The 25,760-nt window shown below is 63.0% G+C and carries 29 protein-coding genes and 1 pseudogene; 17 read left to right on the forward strand and 13 right to left on the reverse strand.

Going from position 1 to position 25,760, the window contains the following annotated elements:
* Window positions 1-276: 276 nt before the first annotated feature.
* The 3 genes and pseudogenes from ACZ6YA_RS19175 to ACZ6YA_RS19185 all read right to left on the reverse strand — a co-directional run.
* On the reverse strand, window positions 277-489 hold the full coding sequence (locus ACZ6YA_RS19175; protein ID WP_465898666.1) for a hypothetical protein: 213 nt from the start codon (window positions 487-489) through the stop codon (window positions 277-279).
* A 258-nt stretch (window positions 490-747) separates the two neighbouring features.
* On the reverse strand, window positions 748-1,317 hold the full coding sequence (locus tag ACZ6YA_RS19180) for a cysteine hydrolase family protein (RefSeq protein WP_465898667.1): 570 nt from the start codon (window positions 1,315-1,317) through the stop codon (window positions 748-750).
* Between the two features lie 225 nt (window positions 1,318-1,542).
* Window positions 1,543-1,923: pseudogene (locus ACZ6YA_RS19185) on the reverse strand (MOSC domain-containing protein); the annotation flags it as partial.
* Here ACZ6YA_RS19185 and ACZ6YA_RS19190 point away from each other — a divergent pair.
* The 3 genes from ACZ6YA_RS19190 to ACZ6YA_RS19200 are packed head-to-tail and all read left to right on the forward strand — an operon-like array spanning window position 1,877 to window position 2,644.
* Window positions 1,877-2,083, forward strand: a complete 207-nt coding sequence (locus ACZ6YA_RS19190; RefSeq protein WP_465898668.1) for a hypothetical protein — start codon at window positions 1,877-1,879, stop codon at window positions 2,081-2,083. The pseudogene ACZ6YA_RS19185 and the gene ACZ6YA_RS19190 sit on opposite strands and share 47 nt — an antisense overlap.
* A 10-nt stretch (window positions 2,084-2,093) precedes the next feature.
* Window positions 2,094-2,363: a DUF2024 family protein gene (locus ACZ6YA_RS19195; protein WP_465898669.1), complete on the forward strand. Its 270-nt coding sequence runs from the start codon at window positions 2,094-2,096 to the stop codon at window positions 2,361-2,363.
* On the forward strand, window positions 2,360-2,644 hold the full coding sequence (locus ACZ6YA_RS19200; RefSeq protein ID WP_465898670.1) for a Rho-binding antiterminator: 285 nt from the start codon (window positions 2,360-2,362) through the stop codon (window positions 2,642-2,644). The genes ACZ6YA_RS19195 and ACZ6YA_RS19200 overlap by 4 nt, the downstream gene beginning before the upstream one ends.
* Before the next feature lie 117 nt (window positions 2,645-2,761).
* On the opposite strand, the gene ACZ6YA_RS19205 is transcribed toward ACZ6YA_RS19200, so the two are convergent.
* Window positions 2,762-3,691, reverse strand: a complete 930-nt coding sequence (locus tag ACZ6YA_RS19205; protein ID WP_465898671.1) for a LysR substrate-binding domain-containing protein — start codon at window positions 3,689-3,691, stop codon at window positions 2,762-2,764.
* A 108-nt stretch (window positions 3,692-3,799) separates the two neighbouring features.
* Here ACZ6YA_RS19205 and ACZ6YA_RS19210 point away from each other — a divergent pair, with 108 nt between their 5' ends.
* The 3 genes from ACZ6YA_RS19210 to ACZ6YA_RS19220 are packed head-to-tail and all read left to right on the forward strand — an operon-like array spanning window position 3,800 to window position 6,378.
* Window positions 3,800-4,549, forward strand: coding sequence for an SDR family oxidoreductase (locus ACZ6YA_RS19210; protein ID WP_465898672.1), 750 nt, complete (start codon window positions 3,800-3,802; stop codon window positions 4,547-4,549).
* Window positions 4,550-4,561: 12 nt separating this feature from the next.
* Window positions 4,562-5,155 (forward strand): NADPH-dependent F420 reductase, encoded by a 594-nt coding sequence (locus ACZ6YA_RS19215; protein ID WP_465898673.1) that lies wholly within the window; start codon window positions 4,562-4,564, stop codon window positions 5,153-5,155.
* 44 nt (window positions 5,156-5,199) lie between these two features.
* The gene (locus tag ACZ6YA_RS19220; RefSeq protein ID WP_465898674.1) at window positions 5,200-6,378 is read left to right on the forward strand and encodes an MFS transporter; all 1,179 of its coding nucleotides are present in this window, start codon (window positions 5,200-5,202) and stop codon (window positions 6,376-6,378) included.
* A gap of 42 nt (window positions 6,379-6,420) precedes the next feature.
* Here ACZ6YA_RS19220 and ACZ6YA_RS19225 read toward each other — a convergent pair whose 3' ends face one another.
* Entirely contained in the window at window positions 6,421-7,377 is a 957-nt protein-coding gene (locus ACZ6YA_RS19225; RefSeq protein ID WP_465898675.1) for a LysR family transcriptional regulator, read from the reverse strand.
* Window positions 7,378-7,480: 103 nt separating this feature from the next.
* Between ACZ6YA_RS19225 and ACZ6YA_RS19230 the strand changes: the two genes are divergently transcribed.
* Together ACZ6YA_RS19230 and ACZ6YA_RS19235 are read left to right on the forward strand one after the other, a co-directional pair.
* Window positions 7,481-8,230 carry an SDR family oxidoreductase gene (locus tag ACZ6YA_RS19230; RefSeq protein ID WP_465898676.1) on the forward strand — a complete coding sequence of 250 codons (750 nt, stop codon included), beginning with the start codon at window positions 7,481-7,483 and terminating at the stop codon, window positions 8,228-8,230.
* A 32-nt stretch (window positions 8,231-8,262) separates the two neighbouring features.
* Entirely contained in the window at window positions 8,263-9,348 is a 1,086-nt protein-coding gene (locus tag ACZ6YA_RS19235) for an alkene reductase (RefSeq protein WP_465898677.1), read from the forward strand.
* 89 nt (window positions 9,349-9,437) lie between these two features.
* Here ACZ6YA_RS19235 and ACZ6YA_RS19240 read toward each other — a convergent pair whose 3' ends face one another.
* The 3 genes from ACZ6YA_RS19240 to ACZ6YA_RS19250 form a co-directional block, all read right to left on the reverse strand.
* Window positions 9,438-10,571, reverse strand: a complete 1,134-nt coding sequence (locus ACZ6YA_RS19240; protein ID WP_465898678.1) for a pyridoxal-phosphate-dependent aminotransferase family protein — start codon at window positions 10,569-10,571, stop codon at window positions 9,438-9,440.
* Window positions 10,572-10,677: 106 nt separating this feature from the next.
* Window positions 10,678-11,628 carry a LysR family transcriptional regulator gene (locus ACZ6YA_RS19245; protein WP_465898679.1) on the reverse strand — a complete coding sequence of 317 codons (951 nt, stop codon included), beginning with the start codon at window positions 11,626-11,628 and terminating at the stop codon, window positions 10,678-10,680.
* Between the two features lie 85 nt (window positions 11,629-11,713).
* Window positions 11,714-12,595: a dihydrodipicolinate synthase family protein gene (locus ACZ6YA_RS19250; RefSeq protein WP_465898680.1), complete on the reverse strand. Its 882-nt coding sequence runs from the start codon at window positions 12,593-12,595 to the stop codon at window positions 11,714-11,716.
* A 214-nt stretch (window positions 12,596-12,809) separates the two neighbouring features.
* Between ACZ6YA_RS19250 and ACZ6YA_RS19255 the strand changes: the two genes are divergently transcribed.
* From ACZ6YA_RS19255 to ACZ6YA_RS19280, 6 genes are read left to right on the forward strand one after another with little or no spacing between them, the layout of a single operon-like run.
* The gene (locus tag ACZ6YA_RS19255; RefSeq protein WP_465898681.1) at window positions 12,810-13,232 is read left to right on the forward strand and encodes a nuclear transport factor 2 family protein; all 423 of its coding nucleotides are present in this window, start codon (window positions 12,810-12,812) and stop codon (window positions 13,230-13,232) included.
* Window positions 13,229-13,981 (forward strand): SDR family NAD(P)-dependent oxidoreductase, encoded by a 753-nt coding sequence (locus ACZ6YA_RS19260; RefSeq protein ID WP_465898682.1) that lies wholly within the window; start codon window positions 13,229-13,231, stop codon window positions 13,979-13,981. The genes ACZ6YA_RS19255 and ACZ6YA_RS19260 overlap by 4 nt, the downstream gene beginning before the upstream one ends.
* 6 nt (window positions 13,982-13,987) lie before the next feature.
* Entirely contained in the window at window positions 13,988-15,235 is a 1,248-nt protein-coding gene (locus tag ACZ6YA_RS19265; RefSeq protein WP_465898683.1) for an NAD(P)/FAD-dependent oxidoreductase, read from the forward strand.
* On the forward strand, window positions 15,232-16,044 hold the full coding sequence (locus tag ACZ6YA_RS19270) for a DUF1365 domain-containing protein (protein WP_465898684.1): 813 nt from the start codon (window positions 15,232-15,234) through the stop codon (window positions 16,042-16,044). Before ACZ6YA_RS19265 ends, ACZ6YA_RS19270 begins: the two co-directional genes overlap by 4 nt.
* Window positions 16,019-17,278 carry a class I SAM-dependent methyltransferase gene (locus ACZ6YA_RS19275; protein ID WP_465898685.1) on the forward strand — a complete coding sequence of 420 codons (1,260 nt, stop codon included), beginning with the start codon at window positions 16,019-16,021 and terminating at the stop codon, window positions 17,276-17,278. The genes ACZ6YA_RS19270 and ACZ6YA_RS19275 overlap by 26 nt, the downstream gene beginning before the upstream one ends.
* A gap of 3 nt (window positions 17,279-17,281) precedes the next feature.
* Window positions 17,282-17,770: a DUF2878 domain-containing protein gene (locus ACZ6YA_RS19280; RefSeq protein ID WP_465898686.1), complete on the forward strand. Its 489-nt coding sequence runs from the start codon at window positions 17,282-17,284 to the stop codon at window positions 17,768-17,770.
* A gap of 103 nt (window positions 17,771-17,873) precedes the next feature.
* On the opposite strand, the gene ACZ6YA_RS19285 is transcribed toward ACZ6YA_RS19280, so the two are convergent.
* Together ACZ6YA_RS19285 and ACZ6YA_RS19290 are read right to left on the reverse strand one after the other, a co-directional pair.
* The gene (locus tag ACZ6YA_RS19285; protein ID WP_465898687.1) at window positions 17,874-18,398 is read right to left on the reverse strand and encodes a DUF3833 domain-containing protein; all 525 of its coding nucleotides are present in this window, start codon (window positions 18,396-18,398) and stop codon (window positions 17,874-17,876) included.
* A 2-nt stretch (window positions 18,399-18,400) separates the two neighbouring features.
* A complete protein-coding gene (locus ACZ6YA_RS19290) occupies window positions 18,401-18,937 on the reverse strand; it encodes a chalcone isomerase family protein (protein WP_465898688.1) in 537 nt (178 codons plus the stop codon).
* A 257-nt stretch (window positions 18,938-19,194) separates the two neighbouring features.
* Between ACZ6YA_RS19290 and ACZ6YA_RS19295 the strand changes: the two genes are divergently transcribed.
* The 3 genes from ACZ6YA_RS19295 to ACZ6YA_RS19305 all read left to right on the forward strand — a co-directional run bounded on the left by ACZ6YA_RS19295 (window position 19,195) and on the right by ACZ6YA_RS19305 (window position 23,812).
* A complete protein-coding gene (locus ACZ6YA_RS19295) occupies window positions 19,195-20,493 on the forward strand; it encodes an MFS transporter (protein WP_465898689.1) in 1,299 nt (432 codons plus the stop codon).
* Window positions 20,494-20,823: 330 nt separating this feature from the next.
* Window positions 20,824-22,182 carry an 8-oxoguanine deaminase gene (locus ACZ6YA_RS19300; RefSeq protein ID WP_465898690.1) on the forward strand — a complete coding sequence of 453 codons (1,359 nt, stop codon included), beginning with the start codon at window positions 20,824-20,826 and terminating at the stop codon, window positions 22,180-22,182.
* A gap of 118 nt (window positions 22,183-22,300) precedes the next feature.
* Window positions 22,301-23,812 (forward strand): nucleobase:cation symporter-2 family protein, encoded by a 1,512-nt coding sequence (locus ACZ6YA_RS19305; protein ID WP_465898691.1) that lies wholly within the window; start codon window positions 22,301-22,303, stop codon window positions 23,810-23,812.
* 42 nt (window positions 23,813-23,854) lie between these two features.
* Here ACZ6YA_RS19305 and ACZ6YA_RS19310 read toward each other — a convergent pair whose 3' ends face one another.
* From ACZ6YA_RS19310 to ACZ6YA_RS19320, 3 genes are all read right to left on the reverse strand, one after another.
* Window positions 23,855-24,553 carry an anti-sigma factor gene (locus tag ACZ6YA_RS19310; RefSeq protein ID WP_465898692.1) on the reverse strand — a complete coding sequence of 233 codons (699 nt, stop codon included), beginning with the start codon at window positions 24,551-24,553 and terminating at the stop codon, window positions 23,855-23,857.
* Entirely contained in the window at window positions 24,550-25,086 is a 537-nt protein-coding gene (locus ACZ6YA_RS19315) for a sigma-70 family RNA polymerase sigma factor (protein WP_465898693.1), read from the reverse strand. Before ACZ6YA_RS19315 ends, ACZ6YA_RS19310 begins: the two co-directional genes overlap by 4 nt.
* A gap of 90 nt (window positions 25,087-25,176) precedes the next feature.
* The gene (locus ACZ6YA_RS19320; protein ID WP_465898799.1) at window positions 25,177-25,686 is read right to left on the reverse strand and encodes a DUF3455 domain-containing protein; all 510 of its coding nucleotides are present in this window, start codon (window positions 25,684-25,686) and stop codon (window positions 25,177-25,179) included.
* Window positions 25,687-25,760: the final 74 nt, after the last annotated feature.

Below are 25,760 nucleotides of genomic sequence, written 5' to 3' on the forward strand. Positions count from 1 at the left end.
GAAAGCCTCGAATCATCGCAAGCTGGCCAGCGGAGAACAGCAATATCAATGCGACTGCGCCAGCTGCCATGTAAGCCAAACCATCCGGCACAGTACGCAGGTACGTACCGCCCCACAAAGCGACCCCGCTCCCCGCTGCCACCATGCACAGCAAGGTACTCGCAGCGAATGCGGGGCCATAACGGGTCATGAATGCTTCATGCTGATCGGGTGAAAGTCGTCCGGGGTGTTGCATTTCAACGTTCCTTGTCAGTTGTTCATTTACAAAGGCGCAAGTCATTCCGGCAGGTGACGATCGGAGTGGTACCACAATCGCCAACCCAGGAACAGGCAAACCCAGGCCCAGGGGTTGAGGATCGACACAACGCCGACCCACCAGCACAAGATCCCCAGCCAATGGCGCAAGCGTTCAGGCCTGACGGCCCAGTCGAGTAGCAGAAATACGGCAAGGCTGGTCCCGAATTCAGCCCAGAAGGGTAATTCTTCCATGAGTTATCCTGTGGTGAGCGTGTCCAAGCGCAAGGCAGGAGTCAAAGCAATGCGGATGACGACTGGTAGGTGCTAATCGCCTCCAGTTTTGACATTCTGTGTCCTTCGGCTGCCGCGACGGTTCATGATTGTGCCAGGCAATCAATACCAACGTCATCCGCAAAGGGCTGCCGCTCTGTCGGTTGCCAAATCGAAGAGCGCTAAACCAGGCGCGTCTTGCGCGAATTTAAGCGCCCCCAAAAATGGCTTTTGTGCGCCTCATTCGGCATTCCTCGCGTGCTGGCCGAGGTACTCGGCGGTGGAGATGACCGGCGCATACCCAAACTTCAGCGCCGCCATAAAGGCTGCATGCACATGGGCCGCCGGCACCTTCACGCCCTCGAATTCCAGGTCGAGGGTGGCGCAGGCATCATGCAGCACGGTGGTCTGGTAGCCGAAATCGACCGAGGCGCGGGTGATGCCGTCCACGCACATGTGGCTCATGTTGCCGACCACCACCACCTCGCTCACGCCGGCATTGTCGAGGATTGGCTTCAACTCGGTCTCGCGGAAGGAGTTGATGTAGTGCTTGAGTACCACCGGCTCGCCCGGTTGGTTGATCACGCTCTGGTGCAGTTGCGCGCCCCCGCTGTTGGGCCGAAAGAACGGGGCGTCCTGGCTGGGGAACTCGTGGCGGATATGCACCACCAGGTCGCCGCTGTTGCGAAACGCCGCGATCACTTGGGCCGCCTTGGCCGCCGCCGCCTCGACCTTGCTCAAGGTCCACAGGCCGCCGGGAAAGTAGTCATTCTGGATATCTACCACAATCAATGCTTTCTTGCCGCTCATCTCGTCTCTCCTTTCGCTAGGGCCCGCAGGAAATCCAGGTACCTCCCCGTCACGCCATCCAGCGCCTTTTCGAATTCGCCGAAATCAGGGCACATGAGTCCGCTCATAGAGACGCCAAGAGGGCTGATCAGGTAAAACGCTACTGGTAAAGAATTTGAGTGTAGAAAGCCTTTGCCCGCTCGCCATACGACTTTGGTAGTCCACGCCCCTTAGCCGCGCTCACCGCTATAAGTAGCTGCACTTACCTTGCAGACGCGGTCCCCACTCTTCAACCTCATCCTTCTCCAGGCGCCGCACCAGTGTACGTTGCCACGAGGGCGTCAACGGCAACGTCAGGCACTCGCGCAGCAACCCCCGCTCCACCTGCTTGTCGAACAATACGCTGGCCAAGCGTGCCAATGACCAATCGGCGTGGTGCCGCTCGACCAGCTGCAGGTTGTCGCCAGCGCAGATCACCCCCTCCTCCAACACCCGGTAGTACCAGCCGGTACGCCCGGACTGCTGCACGCGCAGGGCAAGATCCTTGATGCCGAAGCGGTCGCTGAGTTTCCAGCAGGGCATGCGCCCCTGGGAAATCTCAAGCAGTGCCGTGCCGGCACGGACCCTGCTCGCCCCCGAGGTCAAGGTCGAGGTCGTGCACCTCGGCGATCAGGCCCAGCGCGTCGCCGAGGCCGAGCAGGCCGGCGTCAAGTCGGTGCCTGCGCTGGTGGTCGAAGGTCAGGTCCTGCACCTGAACTTCGGCGCCTCCATCGACGATCTGAAATAAGGAGCCCGCGGTGAACGTCCAGGTCTTCGATACCCTCGTACGCACGTCCGAAGGTGGCTACCTGCACTTCGACGTGCTCATCGAAGGCAACGACCAGGCGCTCGCCGCCCGTCATGCCCGCGACTGGCTCGCCAGCCGCGGCGTGACGCAAGCGCAGGTGGCGCAGAGCCGTTGCCAGTTCTGCCACAGCGAGCCGGCCCAACCTGAGGTGGCAGCCACCATCGCCAGGCAGGGCTACTTCATCATTCCACTGCAAGGTTTCCAGGAGAGATCCCGATGAAACCGTATCAGCCCCTGAACTGCGATCTGCATGATTTCCTCGAGATCGCGTGCATGCACGGCTACCGCCTAAAGGTCGAGTTGCTCGATGGTCCGAGTTTCGCGGCCAGGGCGCTGGATCTGTACACGGCACCGAGCAAGGAGGAGTTTCTTCTGCTGGAAACTGAAAGCGGTAGGCAGGAGGAACGCCTCGACCGCCTCCTAGCCATTACCCCTTTGGACGCTGGCGCGAGCTTTGGCCGCATCGAACTGGCCGGCAGCTACTGCTCGGCCAGTGGCTGATATCGACCCATAGCCGTCGTTCGAGATCATTCGCGCCATAGTTCGAGGAGAGGCTTGCTCTAGACCTGATGAGATGCTTTTCATTGAAGTGTTTGGCTTTGGGCGCCCTGCGAATGCTCAATTGATGCGCGCGTCAAAATGCTCCATCCACTGCTGCTCCCGCGCCTGGTCCACCAACATGTCGACAAACACACGCGTCTTGGCCGGCAGCAGTTTCTGCCCGCCGAAGTAGAGCGATATGGGGCCCGCATCCACATACCAGTCCGGCAACAAGCGCTCCAACGCACCACTGCGCAGATGCTGCAACACATCCGGCACCGCCAGAAGCGCAACCCCCATGCCCAGTACAGCTGACTGGCAGAGCGCCTGAGGATCGTTGAACAGCATCCGTGCCTTGAGGTCCAGCCGGTGCTGCTGCCCTTTGCGCCCCTGCAGCACCCAACTGCGTACCTTGCCCGTGCGCGGCGAGCGCATCGCCAGGCAGTCCACCGTGTTCAGTTGTTCCGGTTTACGGAGCGCACGCCCGGCGGTCACGAAACCAGGCGCGGCCACCAGCACCAGGTGCGCAGGCGCCAACTCCCGCGCCACCACGCCGGGCGAAAGCTCGATCCCCCCACCAATCGCCGCGTCGAAACCTTCGGCCACCAGGTCGACCTGGCGGTTGTCGAGCTGCCATTCGGGGGTGATTGCCGGGTACTGCTGCAAGAACGCCCGCATCATCGGTAGGAGATAGCTCAGGCCAAACGACGGCGCAGCTGACACCCGCAACACACCCGCCGGCGCGCCCGCATTGCTGGTGAGGTCGGCAATCGCCGCCTGCACCTCCTGCAGGCTGGTACCCAAGCTGGCGAGAAAACGCTCGCCAGCTTCGGTCAACGCCAGTTGCCGGGTGCTCCGCTGGAACAGGCGCACCCCAAGGTTGGCTTCGAGTTGCGCAACGTTGCGGCTGACGGCCGCCGGGGTCAGCCCGAGCTGGCGCGCCGCCGCAGAGAAGGTTCCGGCCTCCGCGCTACGCACGAAGGCATTCAGGTTGGCCAGAGTTTCCATGGTTCAATTCAAGCATTCGTTGAAAATGATTCCACTCAATACCTACTAATCGATTTAAGCGCAAGGGTGTTTCATAGCCTCACCAACCACATACTTGAGGCACTCACCATGAACACCACTCAATCCCTTCTCGGCCAAGTGGCCATCGTTACCGGCGGCTCGCGCAGCATCGGCGCGGCCATCGCCCAACGCCTGGCCGCTGACGGCGCCACGGTCGCCATTACCTACAACGCGTCGCCCGAGCGTGCTGCCACCGTCGTGCAGGACATCAACAGCGCAGGTGGCAAGGCCGTGGCCGTGGCGGCGGATGCCGGCAACCCCGACGCCGTCCGCCAGGCCATCCAGCAAGTGGCCGCGCAGTTCGGCAAGGTCGACATCCTGGTCAACAACGCCGGCATCAGCGTGCTGGGCGCACCGGAGGCGATCGCCTTCGAAGACTTCGAGCGCATCTTGGCGGTCAACGTCACGGGCGTATTCGTCGCCACTCAGGAAGCCCTCAAATACATGGGCAGTGGCGGTCGCATCATCCATATCGGCAGCTCCATGGTGCAATACGCAGGCTTCGGTACCGCCTCGGCCTACACCCTGACCAAAGGCGCGGTCAGCGGTTTCACCCGCGGCCTGGTACGTGACCTCGGCCCGCGCGGCATCACCGTGAACACCGTGCACCCTGGCCCGACGGCGAGCGATATGAACCCGGCCGATGGCCCGGTGGCGGACTTCGTGCGCCCCAACATCGCCGTGGGGCGCTATGGCGAAGGCCAGGACATCGCCGCCGCCGTGGCTTACCTGGCCAGCCCGGCCGCCGCTTTCGTCAGTGGCGCGGAGTTGCTGGTTGACGGCGGCTTTACAGCCTGAGGAGTGCACCCCATGAGCATTGGCATCATTGGTAGTGGGGCGATTGGCAGCGCCATTGCCCGCTTGCTGGTCCAGGCCGGGTTGCAGGTGGCGGTCGCCAACCGCCGTGGCCCGCAGAGTCTGAGCGAACTCGTGTCCGGTTTAGGACCCAATGTCCGCGCCGTGACAGTGGCCGAAGCGGCACAGGCCGAGCTGGTGTTCCTCGCCGTGAACTGGTCGAAGATTCCGGACGCCGTGCGCGACCTGCCGCACTGGGACGGCCGGGTAGTGGTGGACACCAACAACCCCATCGAGGCGCCGCTTTTCCAGCCGGTAGACCTGCAGGGGGTGCCTTCTACGCAGGTGGTCGAGGCGCTGTTGCCGGGCGCCCGGGTGGTAAAGGCCTTCAACCATCTGCGACCGGCCTTGCTGGCCGCCCCTGATACCGAAGGCGGCAAGCGCGTGCTGTTCTACTCCGGCTTGCACCCAGAGGCCAAACAGCAGGTGGCCGGGCTGATCGGCAAGCTGGGCTTTGCCGGCATCGATCTGGGTGACCACGTACAGGGCCTTCTGGCCCAGTTCCCTGGCGGCCCGCTGCCTGGGCTAAACCTGGTCCGACATGGCTGACATCCCGGGGCCGGCCGCAGCCGGCTCCGCCTCAGGAGAATCTTGTGAAAAAAGACACTTCCCCCACCGCGGCCTGGGGCGCCGTGGCGGCGATCGGCCTGGGCGCCTTTGCCCTGGTGACCTCCGAATTCCTGCCGGTCGGCTTGCTGCCGTCTATCGCCAAGGACCTGGCGATCAGCGAAGGCCAGGCCGGCCTGATGGTCTCGCTACCCGGTATCCTAGCGGCCCTCGCCGCACCGATGACCTTGCACTGGGCGCGTCGAGTCGATCGCAAGACGGTGCTCTGCGCCTTGCTCTTGCTGTTGGCGGCTTCCAACCTGCTAGTGGCGCTGGCCGACGGGCTCGGGACGCTGCTGCTGGGGCGCATCTTGCTGGGTATCGCCGTGGGCGGTTTCTGGACCACCGGCGGCACCCTCGGACCGCGACTGAAGCCGCTGCAGGCCGCCAAGGCCACATCACTGATTTTCTCGGGCGTATCGATGGGGACCGTGGCCGGCGTGCCTGCCGGTACCCTGGCCGGCGAATGGCTAGGCTGGCGCGCGGTGTTCGGGATGGCGGCGCTGTTTTCCGTCGCCGTGGCACTGCTGTTGATGCGACTGTTGCCGAAATTGCCGGCACAGAACAGTTTCGGGCTGGGCAGCCTGGGTGGCGTATTGCGCCTGCCTAGGGCGCAATGGGGGCTGTTTGCCGTGCTGCTGATTTTCGTCGGGCAGTTCAGCGCCTACACCTACGTCACGCCTTACCTGATCAATGTGGCCAGCATGAGCACCGAGGCCGTGAGTAGCATTCTGCTGGGCTTTGGCGCCGCCGGTTTTGTCGGAAACCTGGTGGGCAGTTGGGCGCTGTCCCGCAGCGTCGACGGCACCCTGGGTATTACCGCGCTGTTGATGGGCCTGTCGATGCTGGCGCTGGCGGTACTTGCATCCAGTACACCGGTAGTGGTGGGCTTCACCATGCTCTGGGGGGTGGGTTTCGGCCTGCTGCCGGCCGCCATGCAGACATGGTTGTTCAGCATGGCGCCAGGGCGGCTGGAGCAGATGGGGGCACTGTTTGTCAGCAGTGCTCAGGTGGCCATTGGTATCGGCGCCTTGCTCGGCGGCTTGCTGGTCGACCGCTTGGGCGTGGTCAGCGCCATGGCCATGGGCGGAGCATTCGCCGTTACGACGACGCTTGTTGTGGCGGTTACAGGCTTGAACGCCCTGCGGCAAGCGCGCTGCGCATAAGCCATTTGAGCGGACCAGAAGCGTGGGCGTGCTGGTATGTCGCTAGGCGCTGTTGCTTGCCGCTTCAGCCACCACCTGATCCCAAGGGGTGGGTGAGGGAAACAGCTCGCCGAGGAACTGGATAAAGGCCTTCACATTGGGGCTGCCACGCCGGCTTTCCGGCCAGAGCGCGGTAATCGGAAAACGCTCCACGGTGAACTGCGGCAACACCGGCACCAACTCGCCGCGCCTGACGTAGGGCGCGGCCACATAGCAAGGCGAAATACCAATCCCTCCACCGGCGGCCAACACCGCCGCCACGGCATCACTGAGGTCGATGGTGATGCCTGCCTGCGGCGCAACCTCCAGCGTTCGTTCGCCTTCCTGATACGGCCAGCGCAAGGCCTGCCCCGAACTCTGATAGCGGAAGTTCACGCACTCATGCCCCGGCAGCTCTTGCGGGTGCGTTGGCGTACCCCGCTTTGCCAAGTAGCCTGGCGAGGCAAATGCCGCCGTTCGGTGTGGCCCCAGGGTGCGGGAGATCAGGCGCGAATCAGCCAGATTGCCGACCCGAATGGCCACATCGATACCCTGCTCGATGATGTCCGCATGCTGATCGCCCAGGCGCAGGTCCACTGCCAGCTTGGGGTAGCGCTGGCGAAACAGCGGTAATGCCGGGGCGAGGATATTCAGGCCGATGGGCAAGGGTGCCGTCACCTTTAACGTGCCCGCCGGCTCTGCCCGTGACGCCAGCGCCGCCTGGTCGATCCCCTCCACTTCTTCAAGAATGCGCAAGGCACGCTCGTACAGATCGCGCCCTTCTGGGGTCAGCGTCAGCGAGCGCGTGGTGCGGGTGAACAGCTTGAGCGCAAAATGCTCTTCCAGCCGCTGCACACTCTTGCTCACAGCCGACGGCGAAACGGACAACGCCCTGGCCGCCGCCGTGTAGCTGCCCAAGGATGCCGCGCGGGCAAATGCGATCAGACCGGTAAGGCGGTCTAGGCCTATTTGTTCCCTCATGGCATGAGTAAAGCGAATTACGCCCCAATTATCAATCCTTCCTCCACGCCGTAGTCTCTCCTCCACTGAATGCCAACCGGGCATTCCAAAAGGAGACATCGCCATGAATACCGCTCAATTCAACGCTGCATTGCCCAATAACCTGCGTGGTCAGACCGTCGTGATTTTCGGCGGTACCTCTGGCATCGGCCTGGCGGCGGCTATCCAGACCAAAGCCGCCGGGGCCGAGGTGATCGTGATCGGCTCCAATGCCGAACGCGCTCAACACGCCGCAGCCACCCACGGCCTGGCCGGGTGGCGTGCCGCCGACGTAACCCGCAGCGAAACCATCTATGCCGCCCTGGCGGATATCCCCCACGTCGATCACCTAGTGTTGCTGGCTGGCAGTTTTGTTGCCGGCCGCGTGCTGGACGCCCAGGTGGACTACCTGCGCCGTGCCTTTGAAGAGCGCATGTGGGCCTCGATACACGCCATCCGTGCTCTCGGTGACAAGCTGTCGAAAAGCGGCTCCATCACCTTCATCTCCGGCAACCTGGCCGATCGTCCCAACGCCTATGGCACCGCTGTACTCGCCGCCGCCTCGGCCGCAATGGAAGCCCTGGCCCGCGGCCTGACACTGGAGCTGGCACCGGTACGGGTCAACACCCTGTCGCCCGGCCCGATCGATACGCCGATTCTCGGCAAAGCCCTGGATGAAGGCCGTGACGCCTTTGTCGCCTCCTTGGAACAAGCCCTGCCCCTGCATCGCCTCGGCTCCGCCGAAGAGGCCGGCAACGCTGTGGTGTTCCTGATGAACAACACCTACATGAACGGCGCCGTGCTCAACATCGATGGCGGTGCACGGCTGGCCTGAATCCCTTCACCCCTTTAGCCCGGAGAGACTTAATGACTACGCTCTTTTCACCCCTGCGCCTTGGCGCACTGGAACTGCCGAACCGAATTCTGATGGCACCGATGACCCGTGGCCGCGGCACCCGCGAACACGTACCGACCGCGATCATGGCCGACTACTACGCCCAGCGCGCTGGCGCCGGCCTGATCATTTCCGAGGCTATCGGCATCAGCCAGCAGGGCTTGGGCTGGGCCTACGCCACCGGCATCTGGTCGCAGGCTCAGGTTCGCGGCTGGCGCCGGGTTACCAATGCGGTACACGCTGCTGGTGGGCGGATCATTGCCCAGTTGTGGCATATGGGCCGCTCGGTGCACCCGAGTTTTCTCGAAAGCGGCCAACCGGTCTCGGCGTCGGTAACCACCGCCCCCGGCCTGGCTCATACCTACGCCGGCAAACAGCCGTATGCGCCGGCACGGGCGTTGACCGTCGAGGACATTGCAGAGCTGCTCGAAACTTTCCGCGCCGCGACCCGCAATGCCATCGCCGCCGGTTTCGATGGCGTGCAGATACATGCGGCCAACGGCTACCTGATCGACCAGTTTCTGCGTGACGGCAGCAACTTCCGCCAGGACGCTTACGGCGGCCCGATTGCCAACCGGATTCGTCTTTTGCGCGAGGTCACCGAGGCTGTGGTCGAGGTCATTGGCCCACAACGCACCGGCGTACGTCTGTCGCCCAGCAGTTATGATCTGGGCGTGCGCGACAGCCATCCCGAAGCGCTGTTTGTCCATGCTGCGCAGGTGTTATCAGAGATTGGCGTGGCCCATCTGGAATTGCGGGAGCCACCGCAGGACGGCACCTTCGGCAAATCGGAAACCGCACCCGTCGCTGCGGCTATCCGGCAGGCGTTCAACGGCGTACTGATCCTGAATTCCGACTACGACAGCCGACGGGCCCAAGCCACGCTCGACACCGGGGCAGCGGATGCAGTTGCCTTCGGACGTCCCTTTATCGCCAACCCGGATTACCCGGCCCGCCTGCAAAACCGCTGGCCGTTGGCGCAGGACGATACCGCCACCTGGTTTACTCAAGGAGCGGATGGATACACCAGCTATTTGCCGGCCAACGACGTGAAGTAACGCAGGTAAAATTGAAAGGGCTGCTATGGGTCGAAAGCAGCCGGTCGTGAGTGACTGCTTTCAACCCACTGCGGCGCGTCGAGAGGCATTCAGTTGCCCATCACCTCGTCCAGTGCGTGCTCCAGGGTGCTGACCGTACGCTCAATATTCTGCAGCTTCTCCAGTCCGAACAGGCCGATGCGGAAGGTCTGGAAGTCTGCCGGTTCGTCGCACTGCAACGGCACGCCAGCGGCGATCTGCAGGCCGTGGTTGGCAAACTTCCTACCGCTCTTGATATCGGCATCATCGGTGTAGCTCACCACTACGCCAGGCGCCTGATAGCCGGCCGCGGCCACGCTTTTGATGCCTTTGCCTGTCAACATTGCGCGTACCCGATCGCCCAGCGCCTGCTGCTCGTCACGCACCTTGTCGAAACCGTAGGCTTGCGTCTCTTTCATCACTTCGTTGAATCGCGCCAGGGCATCGCTTGGCATGGTCGCGTGGTAGGCATGGCCGCCCTGTTCGTAGGCCTGCATGATCTGCAGCCACTTTTTCAAGTCGCAGGCGAAACTGCTGCTGTGCGTCTGCTCGATGCGCTCAAGGGCCAAAGCACTGAACATCACCAAGGCGCAGCAAGGGGACGCGCTCCAGCCTTTCTGCGGTGCACTGATCAGCAAGTCGACTGCGCATTTGTGCATATCAACCCAAAGCGTGCCTGAGGCAATGCAGTCCAGCACGAACAGGCCACCCACCGCATGCACGGCGTCACCGACAGCACGCAGGTAGTCGTCGGGCAGGATAATCCCTGACGAAGTTTCAACATGGGGGGCGAAGACAATCTGCGGCTTCTGCACCTCAATGGCTGCCAGCACTTCGTTCAGAGGAGGTGGGGCGTAGGCAGCCTGGCGCCCGGTGTCGACCGGTCGCGCCTTCAGCACCGTGGTGGCCGCTGGAATATTGCCCATCTCAAGGATCTGGCTCCAGCGATAACTGAACCAGCCGTTGCGTATCACCAGGCATCGCTGGTCGGTGGCGAACTGTCGCGCTACCGCCTCCATGCCGAATGTGCCGCTGCCTGGGACCACCGCAACAGCCTGGGCGCTATAGACCTGTTTCAGGGTGCTGGAAATGTTCTTCATCACGCCCTGAAACGCCTGCGACATATGGTTGAGCGAGCGGTCGGTGTAGACCACCGAGTACTCGACCAGCCCCTCGGGGTCGATGCTGGGATAGAGCTTTGACATGGGGTGACTCCTTTCGCAGAGATCTCAGTATGATTGACCTTGTGCAAAGCCTTGGCAAATGACAGATGGCGCGCGATGCCGGCAACCTTTGATCATTGAGCAAGGCCTAGAACTTGGACAAGATCCAATCCCGCAGGCGGCAACAGGCATCGTCGTCTTTTTTCTGCTCATTGAATGTCAAAAAGTGCTGGCTATCCTTATGCACCAGTTCGTGCGCCACTGGACGTACGAGCCTGCCCTCCTCTATCAACGGGTTCACCAGGTAATGCCAGCCCAAGGCAACGCCCTGCCCCTGGACCGCCAACTGCACCAGCGAGCCATAATCGTTGGAATGCAACAGCTGAGCGCCGGCAGCCACCCGCGTGCCCAGGTCGACATTGTGGTATTCGAACCAGACGTGCCAATCCACGTGTTCGGCGATCTGTGAGCGGCCGTAAGGGCTGAGGTTCAGCAACGCGCTTTGGCTGATGCCATCGAGCGTGGCGACGTGCGGATACTGCTCCAGATAGCCCGGGCTGCAAACCGGGTAGATCACGTCATACGCCAGCGGATGGCTGCTGTACCCTTCGCGGATTTTCGACAGCTTGTTGATGAAGATGTCCGGTTGCACGCCGGGTTCCAGGGTTACGAAATTCTGCGTGACCACCAGGTTCAGGTCGATGTCAGGATTGCCGGCCAGAAACTCCGACAAGCGTGGCGTCAGCCAAAGCCCGGAAAATGCAGGTGTGCAGCACAGCGTCACGACCCGTTTGCCCTTGTTTTGCCTGCGGATGCGCGCCGACACCTGGGAAATGTTGCTGAGGGACAGCTGCACGGCATCGAAGAAGATCGCACCGTCGGGCGTCAGTTGCACGGTACGCCCGTTGCGGATGAACAGTTCGGCGCCCATAAAGCCTTCCAGCTCGCGAATCTGCTTGCTGATCGCCGCCTGGGTCACGCACAACGCTTCCGCCGCGCGGGTGAAATTGAGGTACTTCGCGGCCGCGACGAACGCCTTGACCGCACGCAGCGAAGGCATCTGGATCAGCGACTGATCGGGCTCTGTGTGCTTCACCATCGGCCTTCGACTCAAGTTCACGATTGGCAGGCCATCATACAAAAAAAGGGCCTCGATGGAGGCCCATTTCCATTTCAAGCGCCAGCTAAGCTTCTTCGTTCAGTGGTGCCAGTGCTTCGCGCAAGGCCGCCAGTTTTCCATCCGCCAGGCGCGCCAGTGGCCGGCGTGGGTTACCCGCTCCATAACCCATGAGTTCGGCGCCAGCATACACCGACTGCACATAGTCGCCTTGCCAGATCAGCGACATGACCGGCGCCAGGGATTTCCAGATCTGCTGCACGTCCTCCCACTTGCCTCGCTGGGCGGCATTGACCAGCGCCACGCAGGTTTTCGGTGCCAGGTTCGCGCCGCCCCAAATCAGCCCTGCAGCACCCGCAAACAATGCGTACGGCACGAGTGGATCGGCGCCATTGAGGGTCGGCAAACCGGTGCGAACCAGGGAGGCCTGGGCGGCCAGGTCACCGCTGCTGTCCTTGACCGAGACGAAGTTGGGGATCTCGCTCAGTCGCCTGAACAGCGCCGGCGTCACTTCAACGCCCACCGCCTGGGGCACGTTGTAGCCAATGATCGGCAGGCCTGCTTCAGACACCGCCGAATAGAAATCGATGATGCCCTGATCGTCGGTGGGGCCTTCGAAAAAAGGCGGCAACACCATCACCCCGTCGGCGCCGCAGTCCTTGGCGTGGCGGGTGCGTTCAAGGACGTCCTCGACAAGCAATGCGGACGTCTGGGCGATGACTCGGGCTCGGCCGTTGATCACCCTGGCGCCGAACGCCACGAGTTCCTTCGATTCGTCTTTGCTCAGGTACACGTGCATCCCGGTTCCAGAGCTGAGCACAAAGCCGTGCACACCTGCAGCCAGATAGCGCTCGATCAGACCTTCGAAGCGCGAGAAATCGATGTTGCCCTGCGCGTCGAACGGGGTGGTAATGGCCAGGTTCACCCCGGAAAAAGTGAATGCAGACATTGAACGGTTCCTTGTTGTTCTTGGCGGGAAACCAAAAGGTTAAAGTGCCGTTCAGCCTGTATACAGCGACATTTCCAATGACGATCTGATGAATAAAAGTTATGGCGCTCAAGCGGCAGCAGGCAAAAGCTATACAAAATAAGTGCTCTGTATAGCTTTCTACCCAGAGCTGAACTATACCTGTACAAGAAAACATCTTTGTACAGGATCGCGCATGTCCAGCTACCTGCAAACCTTCGCCGAACGCTTTGCCCAGCTCGATGTGCACACCCTCGACCAGCTAGGTGACCTGTACAGCGACGACATCACGTTCCGCGATCCGCTGCACCACATCACCGGCATAACTGCTTTGCGCGCTTATTTTGCCGAGCTGTACGGCAATATCCAGGAAGTGCGCTACGCCTTCGAGGGCACCGACGAAGTGCAACCGGGCCACGGCTACATCCGCTGGACCTTGCATTTTCGCCATCCGCGTCTCAATAGCGGGCAGCGGGTCAGCCTGCAAGGCTGCAGTCACCTGCGCTGGCAGGAGCGGGTGTACTTTCATCAGGACTACTTCGACGCCGGGGCATTGCTTTATGAACATGTGCCGGTGCTGGGCGGCGCCGTCCGTTGGCTCAAGGGCAGGCTGGCATGAGCCGCTGCTGGCTGACCGGTGCCAGCAGCGGCATTGGCGCAGCGCTGGCGGCACGGCTGCTGGAACAGGGTCATCAGCTTGCGCTGGGCGCGCGGCGGGCCGAAAGCCTGGCACCGTTGGCCGGACAATTTGGCCAGCAGGCTTTGCTGGCCATCGGGGACATCGATGACCCTCGGCAAGTCGCAGCAATCGCCGAACAGATCGAGCAACACTGGGGTGCACTGGACCTGGTGATTCTCAACGCCGGCACCTGCGAATACCTGGAACCGGGCCAGTTCGACCCCCACCTGGTCGAGCGCGTGCTACGCACCAACCTGCTCGGCCTCAGCCACTGCCTGCACGCTGCCCTACCCTTGCTGCGCCGCGGCCAGCGCCCGCACCTGGTAGTGATGGGCAGCTCGGTGTCCTGGTTGGCACTGCCGCGCGCCGGAGCCTACGGTGCGTCCAAAGCGGCCGTGCGCTACCTGATCGAGTCGCTGCGCATCGACCTGATCAACGAGGGTATCGACGTCACCCTGATTAGTCCGGGCTTCGTCGACACCCCCTTGACCCGTCGCAATGACTTCCCCATGCCCCAGATGTGGACCGCCGAGCGCGCCGCCCAGCACATCGCCGCGCGGCTGCCGCGACGCCCACTGGAAATCAACTTCCCCGGTGTTTTCACCCAGGTGCTGCGCCTGCTCGGCGCACTGCCGGTGCGCTGGCGACTGAAGCTAGGCCAACGCCTGGCACGCAAGCAACAGGATTAGGCCAGCATGCGTATCGCAATCATCGGCAGCGGCATCGCCGGCCTCACCTGTGCCTACTTGCTGTCGCGCCGGCACGAAGTCACCGTGTTCGAGGCCGCTGCCTGGATCGGTGGCCACACGCACACCGTCGACGTGCACTGGGGGGGCCGGCAGTATGCGGTAGACACGGGTTTCATCGTCTTCAACGACTGGACCTACCCGCATTTCATCCGCTTGCTCGATCAGCTGAAGGTTGCCTCCAGGCCCACGGAGATGAGCTTCTCGGTGCACGACCCACGCAGTGGTTTCGAGTACAACGGCCATGACCTGAACACGCTGTTCGCCCAGCGCAGCAACCTGTTATCCGTTGGTTTTTGGGGCATGCTGCGCGACATTCTGCGCTTCAATCGCAACGCGATCGCCGACCTTGACAGCAAACGTATCGACGAAGCCACCACCTTGGGTGGTTATCTGCAGATGCAGGGCTACGGACAGCGCTTCATCGACCATTACATCGTGCCGATGGGCTCGGCGATCTGGTCGATGTCGCGCGCCGACATGCTCGGTTTCCCCTTGCAGTTCTTCGTGCGCTTCTGCCGCAACCACGGCCTGCTGTCGGTGAGTAATCGCCCGCAATGGCGGGTGATCGAGGGCGGCTCGCGCAGCTACCTGGCGCCGTTGTGTCAACCCTTCGCCGAGCGCATCCGGCGCAATTGCCCGGTCAGTCGGGTCAGCCGTGACGAGGGTGGCGTAACCGTGCTTAGCGCAGCGGGCAGCGAACGTTTCGACAGCGTGGTGTTCGCCTGCCACAGCGACCAGGCCCTGGCCCTGCTGGAAGCCCCCAGCGCAGACGAACGCGCCGTACTGGGGGCAATCACCTACGCCAGTAACGACGTGGTGCTGCACACCGACACCCGGCTACTGCCGCGCCGACGCAAAGCCTGGGCCAGCTGGAACTATCGCCTCGGCGGCCCTCAGCAGAGCCCCGCCGCGCTGACCTATGCAATGAACATTCTGCAGGGCATCGAAGCGCCCGTGACCTTCTGCGTGAGCCTGAACCAGACAGCGCTGATTGACCCGACGCAGATCCTCGCGCGCTTCAATTATGCCCACCCGCAATACAGCCTGGTGGCCCTGGCCGCCCAGGCCCGCCAGGACGAACTTCAAGGCAGGCAACACAGCTATTACTGCGGCGCCTACTGGGCCAATGGCTTTCATGAAGACGGCGTCGTCAGTGCGCTGAAAGTGGCGGATTTTTTTGGGGAAGGCTTGTGAACAGCAGTTTGTGTCATGGCTGGGTCAGCCACCGACGACTGACCCCGCGAACACACAGGTTTCGCTACCGGATCGGCATGTTTTACCTGGACCTGGACGAACAATCGCGCCTGCTCGGCCTCAGCCGCTGGCTTGGCCGCTCGCGCCTGGCGCCGTTGTGCTGGCGTGAAAGCGATTACCTGCCGGCGCTCACCCAGCATGGCCAACCACTGGCCCAGGCCGCGCGGCAGCTGGTCGGCCGGGCCACCGGGCAAACGCCCGAGGGCGCGGTACACCTGCTCACCCAACCGCGTTGCTGGGGATTGTCGTTCAACCCGGTCAGCGTCTATTTCTGCCACGACCGCGACGGCCAGCTGGCGGCGATTCTGCTGGAGGTGCGCAACACGCCCTGGCGGGAGCGCTTTCACTATGTACTGCCGGTGCAGGATGGCCTGGAAAAGGGATTTGCCGTGGCCAAGGCATTCCATGTCTCGCCGTTCCTGCCACTGGACATGGAATACCGCCTGCGATTTATACGCGATGCCCGGCGCGTGCACGTGCACATGGAGAACTGGCGCCAGGGGCACAAGGTGTTCGAAGCCGACCTGGCGCTGCAACGCGGGCCGCTGGACCGCGCCGCGTTGCACCGCCACATCCTCACCTTCCCCTGGATGAGCCTGCGCACCGTGTCGGCGATCTACTGGCAGGCCCTGCAGTTGCTGTTCAAGCGCACACCGATCCACGACCACCGTGCCAGCCAGGGCAACCTGGGCCTTGGCCACGCCATCTGTAAGGAGCACGATCATGACCGATCCCAGCCTGAGCGTTAGCAAGTCGGCAGGCCGCACGCCGATGTGCGCCAGCCTGGCCAGGATGGCCGTGCTGGCCCAACTGCGGCGCCTGGCCCGCGGCAGCCTGCGGGTGATCTGCCAGGACCGGCAGTGGAGCTTCGGCGAAGCCGGCAGTGCCTTGTACGCCGAAGTCGAAATCATCGATGAGGCCGCCTGGAGCCTGGTGGCCAGCAATGGCTCGATCGGTGCCGGGGAAGGCTATATCCACGGTTACTGGCACACCCCCGACCTGGCGGCAGTCACCCGCGTCTTCGTCGCCAACCTGGACGTGCTCGACGCCATGGAAGGCGGCCTGGCGCGCCTGGCGCGCCCTGCATTGCGCCTGCTGCACCGGCTCAACCGCAACAATCGGCGTGGCGCGCGGCGCAATATCCTCGCCCACTACGACCTGGGCGATGACCTGTTCGAGCGCCTGCTCGACCCTACCATGATGTACTCGGCGGCGCAGTTCGACAACGCCGAGCAAAGCCTGGAACAGGCGCAGTTGAACAAGCTCGAACGCATCTGCCAGAAACTCGAACTCACGCCCGACGACCACCTGCTGGAAATCGGCAGCGGCTGGGGCAGCCTGGCCATCCATGCTGCCACCCGGCATGGCTGCCGCGTCACCACCACGACACTGTCCGATGCGCAGTACGCCCATACCTTGCAGCGTGTGCAAACGCTGGGGTTGACCCAACGCATCAGTGTGCTGCGCGAAGATTACCGTGACCTGCGTGGGCGCTTCGACAAGCTGGTGTCTATCGAGATGATCGAGGCGGTCGGCCATCGCTACCTGCCCACGTATTTTCGCCAGTGCGCCACGCTGCTCAAAGACGATGGCCTGATGCTGCTGCAGGCCATCACCATTCGCGACCAGCGCTACGCCCAAGCGCGGCGCTCGGTGGACTTCATCCAGCGCTACATCTTCCCCGGCGGCGCGCTGCCCTCGCTGAGCGTGCTGCTCGACACCGCCAGCCGCCAGACCACACTGAACCTGGTGCACCTGGAAGACTTCGGCCAGGACTACGCACGCACCTTGCGCCATTGGCGCGACAACCTGCGCCAGGCGCGTGCTGCACTCAAGGCGTTGGGTTACGACGAAACCTTCCAGCGACTGTGGGAGTTTTACCTGTGTTACTGCCAGGGCGGTTTCGAGGAACGCGCCATCGGTGTGGCGCAATTGCTGTGGGCTGCGCCGCAGGCGCGCCGAGCGCCGTTGCCGGGCGCCTAAAACGTGACCCGTCGGTGGTTGATCGGCAACGCCTTGTGGTTGCAGGCGGGTTGGTGGGTGTGCGTGCTTGGAGCTCACGAGCCATGGCTGCTGGTGATCGTGCCGATTGGCTTGGCGCTGCACCTGGGCTATTGCCAGGATCGCAAGGGTGAAGTGTGTGCGTTGGTGTTCGTGTCGATTATGGGTTGCCTACTGGATAGCGCCCTGGGTTTGCTAGGTGTCTTCACGTTTGCGCAATGGCCACTGCCGCTTTGGCTGGCCCTGATGTGGCTGGTGCTCGCCAGCGGGCTACGCCATAGCCTGGCGTGGGCGGCGCGTCCGATCTGGCTCGGGGGGCTGCTGGGTATGGTCGGTGGGCCGTTGGCTTACTTGGCAGGGGCGCGTTTGGCGGATGTCGAGTTGCCAATGGGGTCGTTACCGACTGCGCTGATATTGATGCCAATCTGGGGGCTTGTTTTTCCATGCGCCCTGCGTGTCGCCCTGAGGCGCTAACTCTGTGGGAGCGGGCTTGCCCCGCGAACCAGGGCGACGCCCTGGCCATACACCTCGATCGTCCGGCATGGCCCTTTCGCGGGGCAAGCCCGCTCCCACAATTTCACGGCAGCCGGCGGAAGAACAGGGTCACCTGCCCCACTTCCACACCCAGCTTGCGCATGCTCGAACGGTTGATCAGGGTGTCGTCATCCATCAGGTACATCCAGTCGTCGATGTCCAACTCCCAGTGCCTGCCATCGACCGGCACATCCAGCCGGTAACGCCAGCGCAGTGCATTCCCCGCCACCTCGCCCCGCGCCTCGCCGATCACATCGCCGGCCCGGCCAATCCAGCGCCCAGGCCCATCCGGGATAATCGTCCAGGTGCGCTGCTGGCGGGTGCCATCGCTGTACACAAAATGCTCGTCTAGTAACAGCTTCCCACCTTCGCGGCGGCTGTCGATACGCACATGGAATCGCTTGGTCACTTCGCCCGAGCGCGTCTGCACCATGCCCCAGGCCTGCACCGGCACAGAGAAGAACGCGACCAGGTCGAATCTCGGCTTCTCGCCAGCATAGTGGTCGACTTCAACATTGCCGCAACTGCCCAGCAGCAGGCAGCCGACCAACAGCAGAACTCTACCCATTTTCAATCTCCTCCCAGGCCGAGCAGGCGCTGGCGCAATTGTGGGTCGCGGGCTCGCGGGTCGAGCCAGATAGCGAAGAACGCGCGGGCGAAGGCCGGGTCGGGGACCTCGTGGCGCAAGTGCCCATCGACATAGAACCGGCAGCCCTGCCCTGGCAGATACAGGCCGGTGATGCGCGTACCTGGCTGCACGTCCACGAATGCCTCTTGCATGGATCGGGTCCAATGCTCCAGGGTGGCCTGGGGCAATGGGCGGTCACTCAGGCGGCGCATTTCATCGACGCTCGCCTGCACCAGCGTGTCGCGGGACAACGCCCGGTGGTAGATCAGCTCCAAGGCAAATGGCGCTTGCCAGCCCTGCGGCGAATCCGCCCCCCACAACCGCGCGGTGTAGACACTGAAGCCAAACCAGGTGAACTCACCGCTGCCCAACTGGCGTGACGCCGGCAGCGCGGAGCGCCAGTCTGCCGAGGCTGCTGGTATCACCACCAACAGGGCGCTCAGGACCAACATTGCCGGGATGCCGCTTCTACTGGCCATGGGCTGGAATCACTCGAAATATTGTACAAGTGTAGTTTCCTGTACAGCTTTCAGTAGAGATACCCGCCACCTCTTATAAGTTCATGCGGTCGGCATTCGTTCGGTTATCGAACGCAAGCGCCATACTTGGCATTGACGCTCCCGCGTTGACTGCGCACCATGCCCCGGCTTCGCGAGTGCCCTCTGCCTTGGGCAAAAGCCGCAAGCTAGAAGCATCCAGCAGCTCATTACAATTTCAAGAAACAGGTACATCCGCCATGCCTCCGATTCCCCATGCTTCCATGGGCAGCAAGATTCGCGGCGCCTTTGCCGTCGGCAAGACGCGTTGGGGCATGCTCGCCCTGGTGTTCTTCGCCACCACCCTGAACTACATCGACCGTGCCGCCCTCGGCATCATGCAGCCCATGCTGGCCAAGGACATGAGCTGGACGGCGATGGACTATGCCAACATCAACTTCTGGTTCCAGGTGGGCTATGCCATCGGCTTTCTGCTGCAAGGCCGGCTGATCGACAAGGTCGGCGTCAAGCGCGCCTTCTTCGTCGCGGTGCTGCTCTGGAGCCTGGCCACCGGCGCCCACGGCCTGGCCACTTCGGCCGCAGGCTTCATGGTCTGCCGCTTCATCCTCGGCCTGACCGAAGCTGCCAACTACCCCGCCTGCGTGAAAACCACGCGCCTGTGGTTCCCTGCCGGCGAACGGGCTATCGCCACAGGGCTGTTCAACGCCGGCACCAACGTCGGCGCCATGATCACCCCGGCGCTGCTGCCGCTGATCCTTGCCGCCTGGGGTTGGCAGGCCGCGTTCATCGCCATGGGCTGCCTGGGCCTGGTCTGGGTAATTTTCTGGGGCCTCAAGTACTTCAACCCCGAAGACCACCCCAGCGTGCGCCAGAGCGAGCTGGACTACATCCAGCAAGAAGACGAGCCTGACGCAGTGCGCGTGCCCTTCAGCCGCATCCTGCGCATGCGCGGCACCTGGGCCTTCGCCGTGGCATTCGCGATCACCGCACCGGTGTTTTGGTTCTACCTCTACTGGCTGCCCCCGTTTCTCAACCAGCAGTACAACCTGGGCATCAGCGTCACCCAGATGGGCATCCCACTGATCCTGATCTGGCTCACGGCCGACTTCGGCAGCATCGGCGGCGGCATCCTCTCGTCGTGGCTGATCGGCCGCGGCGTGCGCGCCACGCGGGCACGCCTGATCTCGATGCTGATCTTCGCCTGCACCATCGTCAGCGTGACCTTCGCCGCGCACGCCAGCGACCTGTGGATCGCGGTGCTGGCCATCGCTGTGGCGGTCGGCGCGCACCAGGCCTGGACGGCGAACATCTGGAGCCTGCTGATGGACTACACGCCCAAGCACCTGGTGAGCACGGTGTTCGGCTTCGGCAGCATGTGCGCGGCCATTGGCGGGATGTTCATGACACAGATCGTCGGCAGCGTGCTGACCGTCACTCATAACAACTATGCCGTGCTGTTCACCATGATCCCGACGATGTATTTCATCGCCCTGGTGTGGCTGTATTTCATGGCGCCGCGCAAGGTTGAAGGGGTGTAAGCGAGCCTCCTATTTTTCCTCGAAGGGGCCTGCGGGCCTCTTTTTTTGCCTGTTTGCTCGTGGAGATACGGCCTGAATTTTTCGTATACAAAAACAAACATTCCTGGTTACATTACCTGACGCCTACGACACCGGTCATCGCCGCTGCGTATTGCGACAGGCTAAAGCCATGCAACTCCCATCGCTGCACACCCTCTCCCGCCTCTGCGCGAATGTCGTCCACTCGGCCGGCAAGCCCTCTTCGTTTCAGTCTTCTACACCCGGCGCCTGAACCCAGGCTGCCTGCGAAAGAACCTCGAATACAACGCCCCAAGCGGGAGTGGAATACCTATGCCCAAGACTTTGCTGATAAAAAACGCCGAACTGCTGGTCACGATGGACGGCGAACGCCGCGAGATCCGCCGCGGTGGCCTGTACATCGAAGACAACCTGATCAAGCAGGTCGGCCCCAGCGACGAACTGCCCCAGCACGCTGACGAAATCCTCGACATGACCGGCAAGGTGGTCATCCCGGGGCTGGTCAACACCCACCACCACATGTACCAGAGCCTCACCCGCGTGGTGCCGGCCGCTCAGGACGGCGAGCTGTTCAACTGGCTGACCAACCTGTACCCGATCTGGGCGCGGCTGACGCCGGAGATGATCGCGGTGTCGACCCAGACCGCAATGGCCGAGCTGATCCTCTCCGGCTGCACCACCTCCAGCGACCACCTGTACATCTACCCCAACGGCTGCAAGCTCGACGACAGCATCCACGCTGCCGGCGAGATCGGCATGCGCTTCCACGCCGCGCGCGGCAGCATGAGCGTGGGCCGAAGCCAGGGCGGGCTGCCGCCGGATTCGGTAGTGGAAAAGGAAAGCGACATCCTCAAGGAGTCGCAGCGCCTGATCGAGGACTACCACGATGCCAGCCACGGCTCGATGCTGCGCGTGGTGGTAGCGCCCTGCTCGCCGTTCTCGGTCAGCCGCGACCTGATGCGCGAAGCCGCAGTGCTGGCGCGCAACTACGGGGTGTCGCTGCACACCCACCTGGCCGAAAACGTCAACGACATCGCCTACAGCCGCGAAAAGTTCGGCATGACGCCGGCCGAATACGCCGAAGACCTGGGCTGGGTCGGCCACGATGTCTGGCACGCCCACTGCGTACAACTCGACCAGCACGGCATCGAGCTGTTCGCCCGCACCGGCACCGGCGTGGCCCACTGCCCATGCTCGAACATGCGCCTGGCCTCGGGTATCGCGCCGATCCGCAAGATGCGCGACCACGGCGTGCCGGTGGGCCTGGGCGTCGACGGTTCGGCGTCCAACGACGGTGCCAGCATGATCGGCGAAGTGCGCCAGGCACTGCTGCTGCAGCGGGTCGGCTTCGGCCCCGACGCGATGACCGCACGCGAGGCGCTGGAAATCGCCACCCTCGGCGGCGCCAAGGTGCTCAACCGCAATGACATCGGTGCCCTGGCGCCGGGCATGGTCGCCGACTTGGTCGCCTTCGACCTCGGCCACGTGTCCTATGCCGGTGCGCACCACGACCCGCTGGCGGCGCTGGTGTTCTGCACGCCGACCCAGGTTCACACCAGCGTGATCAACGGCCGTGTGGTGGTCAAGGATGGCCGCATCACCACCGTCGACCTGCCGCGGGTACTGGAGCGCCACAACCAGCTGGCCCGCCAACTGGTTATCGGCGAGTAATGCAACCGGGCCGTTGCGCACGCCATAGCGCAACGGCCAGCCCTCCATGAATGTTCACCCACCGCGACTGAAACCGTGCTGTTAGACGCATTACAAAAACAAAAGCGAGCTACTCACCATGACTTCACCCGCTACACCTCGTCCCGAAGACGAGAACCTCGGCGTCGGCGCCAACCTGGCCTATGGCCTGCAGCACGTGCTGACGATGTATGGGGGTATCGTTGCCGTACCGTTGATCATTGGCCAGGCGGCCGGCCTGGCCCCGGCAGACGTGGGCCTGCTGATCGCAGCCTCGCTGTTCGCCGGCGGTCTGGCGACCTTGCTGCAAACCCTGGGTATCCCCTTCTTCGGCTGCCAGTTGCCGTTGGTGCAAGGCGTGTCCTTCGCCGGCGTGGCGACCATGATCGCGATCATCGGTAGCGACGGCCGTGTTGGCCTTTCGGTGGTGTTCGGCGCGGTGATCGCGGCGTCATTGATCGGGCTGCTGATCACGCCCTTGTTCTCGCGCATCACCAAGTACTTTCCGCCACTGGTGACGGGCATCGTCATCACCACCATTGGCCTGACCCTGATGCCGGTCACCGCGCGCTGGGCCATGGGCGGCAACAGCCAAGCGGCGGATTTCGGCAGTACCGCCAACATCGCTCTGGCAGCGTTCACTCTGGCTACCGTGCTGCTGCTGAGCAAGCTAGGCAGCGCCAGCATTTCGCGCCTGTCGATCCTGCTGGCGATGGTGATCGGTACGCTGGTGGCAGTGGCGTTTGGCATGGCCGATTTCTCGCAGGTGATGAACGGCACGCTGGTCGCGCTGCCGCAGGCCTTGCCGCTTGGCGCGCCTGAGTTCCAGGTTGCGGCGATTCTCTCGATGCTGATCGTGATCGTGGTGACCATGGTCGAGACCTCGGCGGACATCCTGGCCGTCGGCGAAATCATCGGCACCAAGGTCGATTCGAAGCGGCTCGGCAACGGCCTGCGCGCCGACATGATCTCCAGCGCCCTAGCGCCGCTGTTCGGTTCCTTCACCCAAAGTGCCTTCGCGCAGAACGTCGGCCTGGTTGCCGTGACCGGCGTTAAGAGCCGCTACGTGGTCGCCACCACAGGCCTGATTCTGGTGACGCTCGGCCTGCTGCCGGTAATGGGCCGGTTGATTGCCGCCGTGCCCACCGCCGTACTCGGCGGCGCCGGGGTGGTGCTGTTCGGCACCGTCGCAGCCAGCGGCATCCGCACACTGGCACAGGTGGACTATCGCAACAACATGAACTTGATCATCGTCGCCACCTCAATCGGCTTCGGCATGATCCCAATCGCTGCGCCAGGCTTCTATCACCACTTCCCGACCTGGTTCGAGACGATTTTCCACTCTGGCATCAGCTCGGCGGCGATCATGGCGATTCTGCTTAATTTGCTGTTCAACCACCTGCGTGCCGGCAACTCCGACCAGCAGTCGGTGTTCGTCGCCGCCAGCGAGCGTACCTTGCGTTACCGCGACATTGCCGGGCTCAACGATGGCGATTCCTTCCGCGATGGCAAGTTGTTCGACTGTGACGGCAATGAGGTGCCAATCGTGGAGGTCGAGCCTCATGAAGGTGCGCCAGCGCCGCGAAAGCAGCCCTTGGAGCACGTGCATTGATCAATAGCGGCGCGCAAGCGCCGCTTACCTTTCAGGCGGGTGTCAAAGGACTTTGACCGCCCGACCAATGAATTGCACTGGCCCCGTAGGCCGACCGGTCGGCGAGCCGCCCGCCTTTTCCAGGGTCAACTCGAACAGCTGGTTGGCTTCCAGCGGCGGCAGATCGTGCAAGGGCACGCGGTACTGCTCGCCCGGCTTGACCAGGCCCAGCGAAACCGGCGCCTGCCACTGTTCACCTTTGGTCCAGAACTGCAGCACCTTGTCGCTCGGGACTGGAAATTGCCCCAATGGAATCAGCTGAATGTTGCGCCTATCGCTCGCCTGCACCACCCAACCTGCGGCACTGTCAGCCGGCGCCACCAGTACCACCAGATACGAAGGGTCCGGCGCTTTGGCCGTCAGCAACGTGAACGCCAACAGCAGGCTGGCAAGCGCACCGGCACCGGCCATGCCTTGCCACAGCGCCAAGCGTTGCCACCAGCGCAATGGCTGTGCACGTTGTTGCACATCAAGGCTGCGGTTGATCCGGCTCCATAACCGCGCACTGGGTGCCACCGGTTCGGCCAGTGCATTCAGTGCCAGCAGCCGCTGCTCCCAGGCATCCACTGCGCCGCGTAACGCCCCATCCTCGCCCAGGCGCTGACGCACGGCTTCGTGTTCGTCAGCCGACAGTGTTCCCAGCACGTACTCCCCGGCAAGCTGGTCGAGCGCTTCGGCGGTTTCGCCAGGCGGCTTCTTCATCCCATGCACTCCCGCAACGCCTTCAGGCTGCGTTTGATCCAGGCCTTGATCGTGCCCAGCGGCGTGTTCAGCAAGCCGGCAATCTCGGCATGGCTGCAACCGTCGACATAGGCATGCAGGATGCACAGCTTGCGCGAAGGCTCAAGCTGCTCGAGGCAGCGGTGAACCTTGGCCGAATCCGCCTGAAAATCGATGTCTTGCACGAACGGCGCACTGGAAAAAGCCGCTTCATCCAGTTCGACTTCGCGCCGCGTATCGCGAATGAAATTCAGCGCCAGGTGCCGGGTGACGCTATAGACCCAGCCACGCGCCGAGCCACGTGCGGGGTCGAAGCTGGCCGCGCGGGTCCAGATACGCAGGAAAGCGTCGTGCAGGATATCTTCGGCCGTGGCGTCATCGCGGGCGATACGCCGGGCCACCCCGAGCAAGCGCGCGCCTTCCTCTTCATAGAGCGCGTGCAAGGCACGCCGGTCACCCTGTGCGCAGGCCTCAAGGCAACGTTGGAAATCAAACGGTGGCAAAGGTGAATTCAATGCTCTGTCCTTGGACGGCACCCCAGCCAGATGGCTGGGGTTGTCGATGAGCGTAGTCGCCAGTGGCTCACCTGCCCGCTGGGAGCAGCATCATTTTGCTGCCCAGAAGATGTAGTCGGCCTGGTACTCGACGATTTTCTTCTCACCCTTGTTCTGCACCGAGCAGGCGCTTGCCGGTGCCACGCCGCCGCGAGTGGCCAGGCGCTGGATGTAGCTCACACCCGTCATGGCCCCTTTACCCTCGGCCGGGTTGGCCTGCACCAACTGGTAAGGCAGGTCGCCCTTGGCGGCGGGTGCAATGGCCAGCTGGGTGCCGGTGACCTTGGAGCCGTCTTTTGCCTGCCAGGTGGCGGGTGGTCCGAAGTAGTCGCCGACCTGCTTGCCAGCCCTGTCGTTGAGCACGGCCTTTGGCCCGACGAAGGTCCATTCGGTCTGGCCGGGCGCGTTGGCTTTGTCGCGGCATTCGTAGGTGATCTGGCCGACGCCGACGGTCTCGAGCATGACGCTATGGCCATCGGGGACTTTGACTGGGTCGGGAACAGCAGTTTGAGCGTGAGCGGCCTGGCTAGCCAGAATCAGGACAATGCCGCCGGTGATCATCAGCGTGGCAACTGGGCTATTCATGGTGCAAATCTCCTGGCGAGTAATCGACAGCGCGAATTCGCGCTGCCTGT

It is taken from the genome of Pseudomonas sp. NPDC090752, from assembly GCF_055584805.1.

Excerpts from the sequence above, each read along its gene's own strand:
- ACZ6YA_RS19175 (WP_465898666.1), bottom strand. The coding sequence starts at position 489 with ATGGAAGAATTACCCTTCTGGGCTGAATTCGGGACCAGCCTTGCCGTA.
- ACZ6YA_RS19180 (WP_465898667.1), bottom strand. The coding sequence starts at position 1,317 with ATGAGCGGCAAGAAAGCATTGATTGTGGTAGATATCCAGAATGACTAC.
- ACZ6YA_RS19190 (WP_465898668.1), top strand. The coding sequence starts at position 1,877 with ATGCGCCCCTGGGAAATCTCAAGCAGTGCCGTGCCGGCACGGACCCTG.
- ACZ6YA_RS19200 (WP_465898670.1), top strand. The coding sequence starts at position 2,360 with ATGAAACCGTATCAGCCCCTGAACTGCGATCTGCATGATTTCCTCGAG.
- ACZ6YA_RS19205 (WP_465898671.1), bottom strand. The coding sequence starts at position 3,691 with ATGGAAACTCTGGCCAACCTGAATGCCTTCGTGCGTAGCGCGGAGGCC.
- ACZ6YA_RS19210 (WP_465898672.1), top strand. The coding sequence starts at position 3,800 with ATGAACACCACTCAATCCCTTCTCGGCCAAGTGGCCATCGTTACCGGC.
- ACZ6YA_RS19215 (WP_465898673.1), top strand. The coding sequence starts at position 4,562 with ATGAGCATTGGCATCATTGGTAGTGGGGCGATTGGCAGCGCCATTGCC.
- ACZ6YA_RS19225 (WP_465898675.1), bottom strand. The coding sequence starts at position 7,377 with ATGAGGGAACAAATAGGCCTAGACCGCCTTACCGGTCTGATCGCATTT.
- ACZ6YA_RS19230 (WP_465898676.1), top strand. The coding sequence starts at position 7,481 with ATGAATACCGCTCAATTCAACGCTGCATTGCCCAATAACCTGCGTGGT.
- ACZ6YA_RS19235 (WP_465898677.1), top strand. The coding sequence starts at position 8,263 with ATGACTACGCTCTTTTCACCCCTGCGCCTTGGCGCACTGGAACTGCCG.
- ACZ6YA_RS19240 (WP_465898678.1), bottom strand. The coding sequence starts at position 10,571 with ATGTCAAAGCTCTATCCCAGCATCGACCCCGAGGGGCTGGTCGAGTAC.
- ACZ6YA_RS19245 (WP_465898679.1), bottom strand. The coding sequence starts at position 11,628 with ATGGTGAAGCACACAGAGCCCGATCAGTCGCTGATCCAGATGCCTTCG.
- ACZ6YA_RS19250 (WP_465898680.1), bottom strand. The coding sequence starts at position 12,595 with ATGTCTGCATTCACTTTTTCCGGGGTGAACCTGGCCATTACCACCCCG.
- ACZ6YA_RS19255 (WP_465898681.1), top strand. The coding sequence starts at position 12,810 with ATGTCCAGCTACCTGCAAACCTTCGCCGAACGCTTTGCCCAGCTCGAT.
- ACZ6YA_RS19260 (WP_465898682.1), top strand. The coding sequence starts at position 13,229 with ATGAGCCGCTGCTGGCTGACCGGTGCCAGCAGCGGCATTGGCGCAGCG.
- ACZ6YA_RS19265 (WP_465898683.1), top strand. The coding sequence starts at position 13,988 with ATGCGTATCGCAATCATCGGCAGCGGCATCGCCGGCCTCACCTGTGCC.
- ACZ6YA_RS19275 (WP_465898685.1), top strand. The coding sequence starts at position 16,019 with ATGACCGATCCCAGCCTGAGCGTTAGCAAGTCGGCAGGCCGCACGCCG.
- ACZ6YA_RS19285 (WP_465898687.1), bottom strand. The coding sequence starts at position 18,398 with ATGGGTAGAGTTCTGCTGTTGGTCGGCTGCCTGCTGCTGGGCAGTTGC.
- ACZ6YA_RS19290 (WP_465898688.1), bottom strand. The coding sequence starts at position 18,937 with ATGGCCAGTAGAAGCGGCATCCCGGCAATGTTGGTCCTGAGCGCCCTG.
- ACZ6YA_RS19295 (WP_465898689.1), top strand. The coding sequence starts at position 19,195 with ATGCCTCCGATTCCCCATGCTTCCATGGGCAGCAAGATTCGCGGCGCC.
- ACZ6YA_RS19300 (WP_465898690.1), top strand. The coding sequence starts at position 20,824 with ATGCCCAAGACTTTGCTGATAAAAAACGCCGAACTGCTGGTCACGATG.
- ACZ6YA_RS19305 (WP_465898691.1), top strand. The coding sequence starts at position 22,301 with ATGACTTCACCCGCTACACCTCGTCCCGAAGACGAGAACCTCGGCGTC.
- ACZ6YA_RS19310 (WP_465898692.1), bottom strand. The coding sequence starts at position 24,553 with ATGAAGAAGCCGCCTGGCGAAACCGCCGAAGCGCTCGACCAGCTTGCC.
- ACZ6YA_RS19320 (WP_465898799.1), bottom strand. The coding sequence starts at position 25,686 with ATGATCACCGGCGGCATTGTCCTGATTCTGGCTAGCCAGGCCGCTCAC.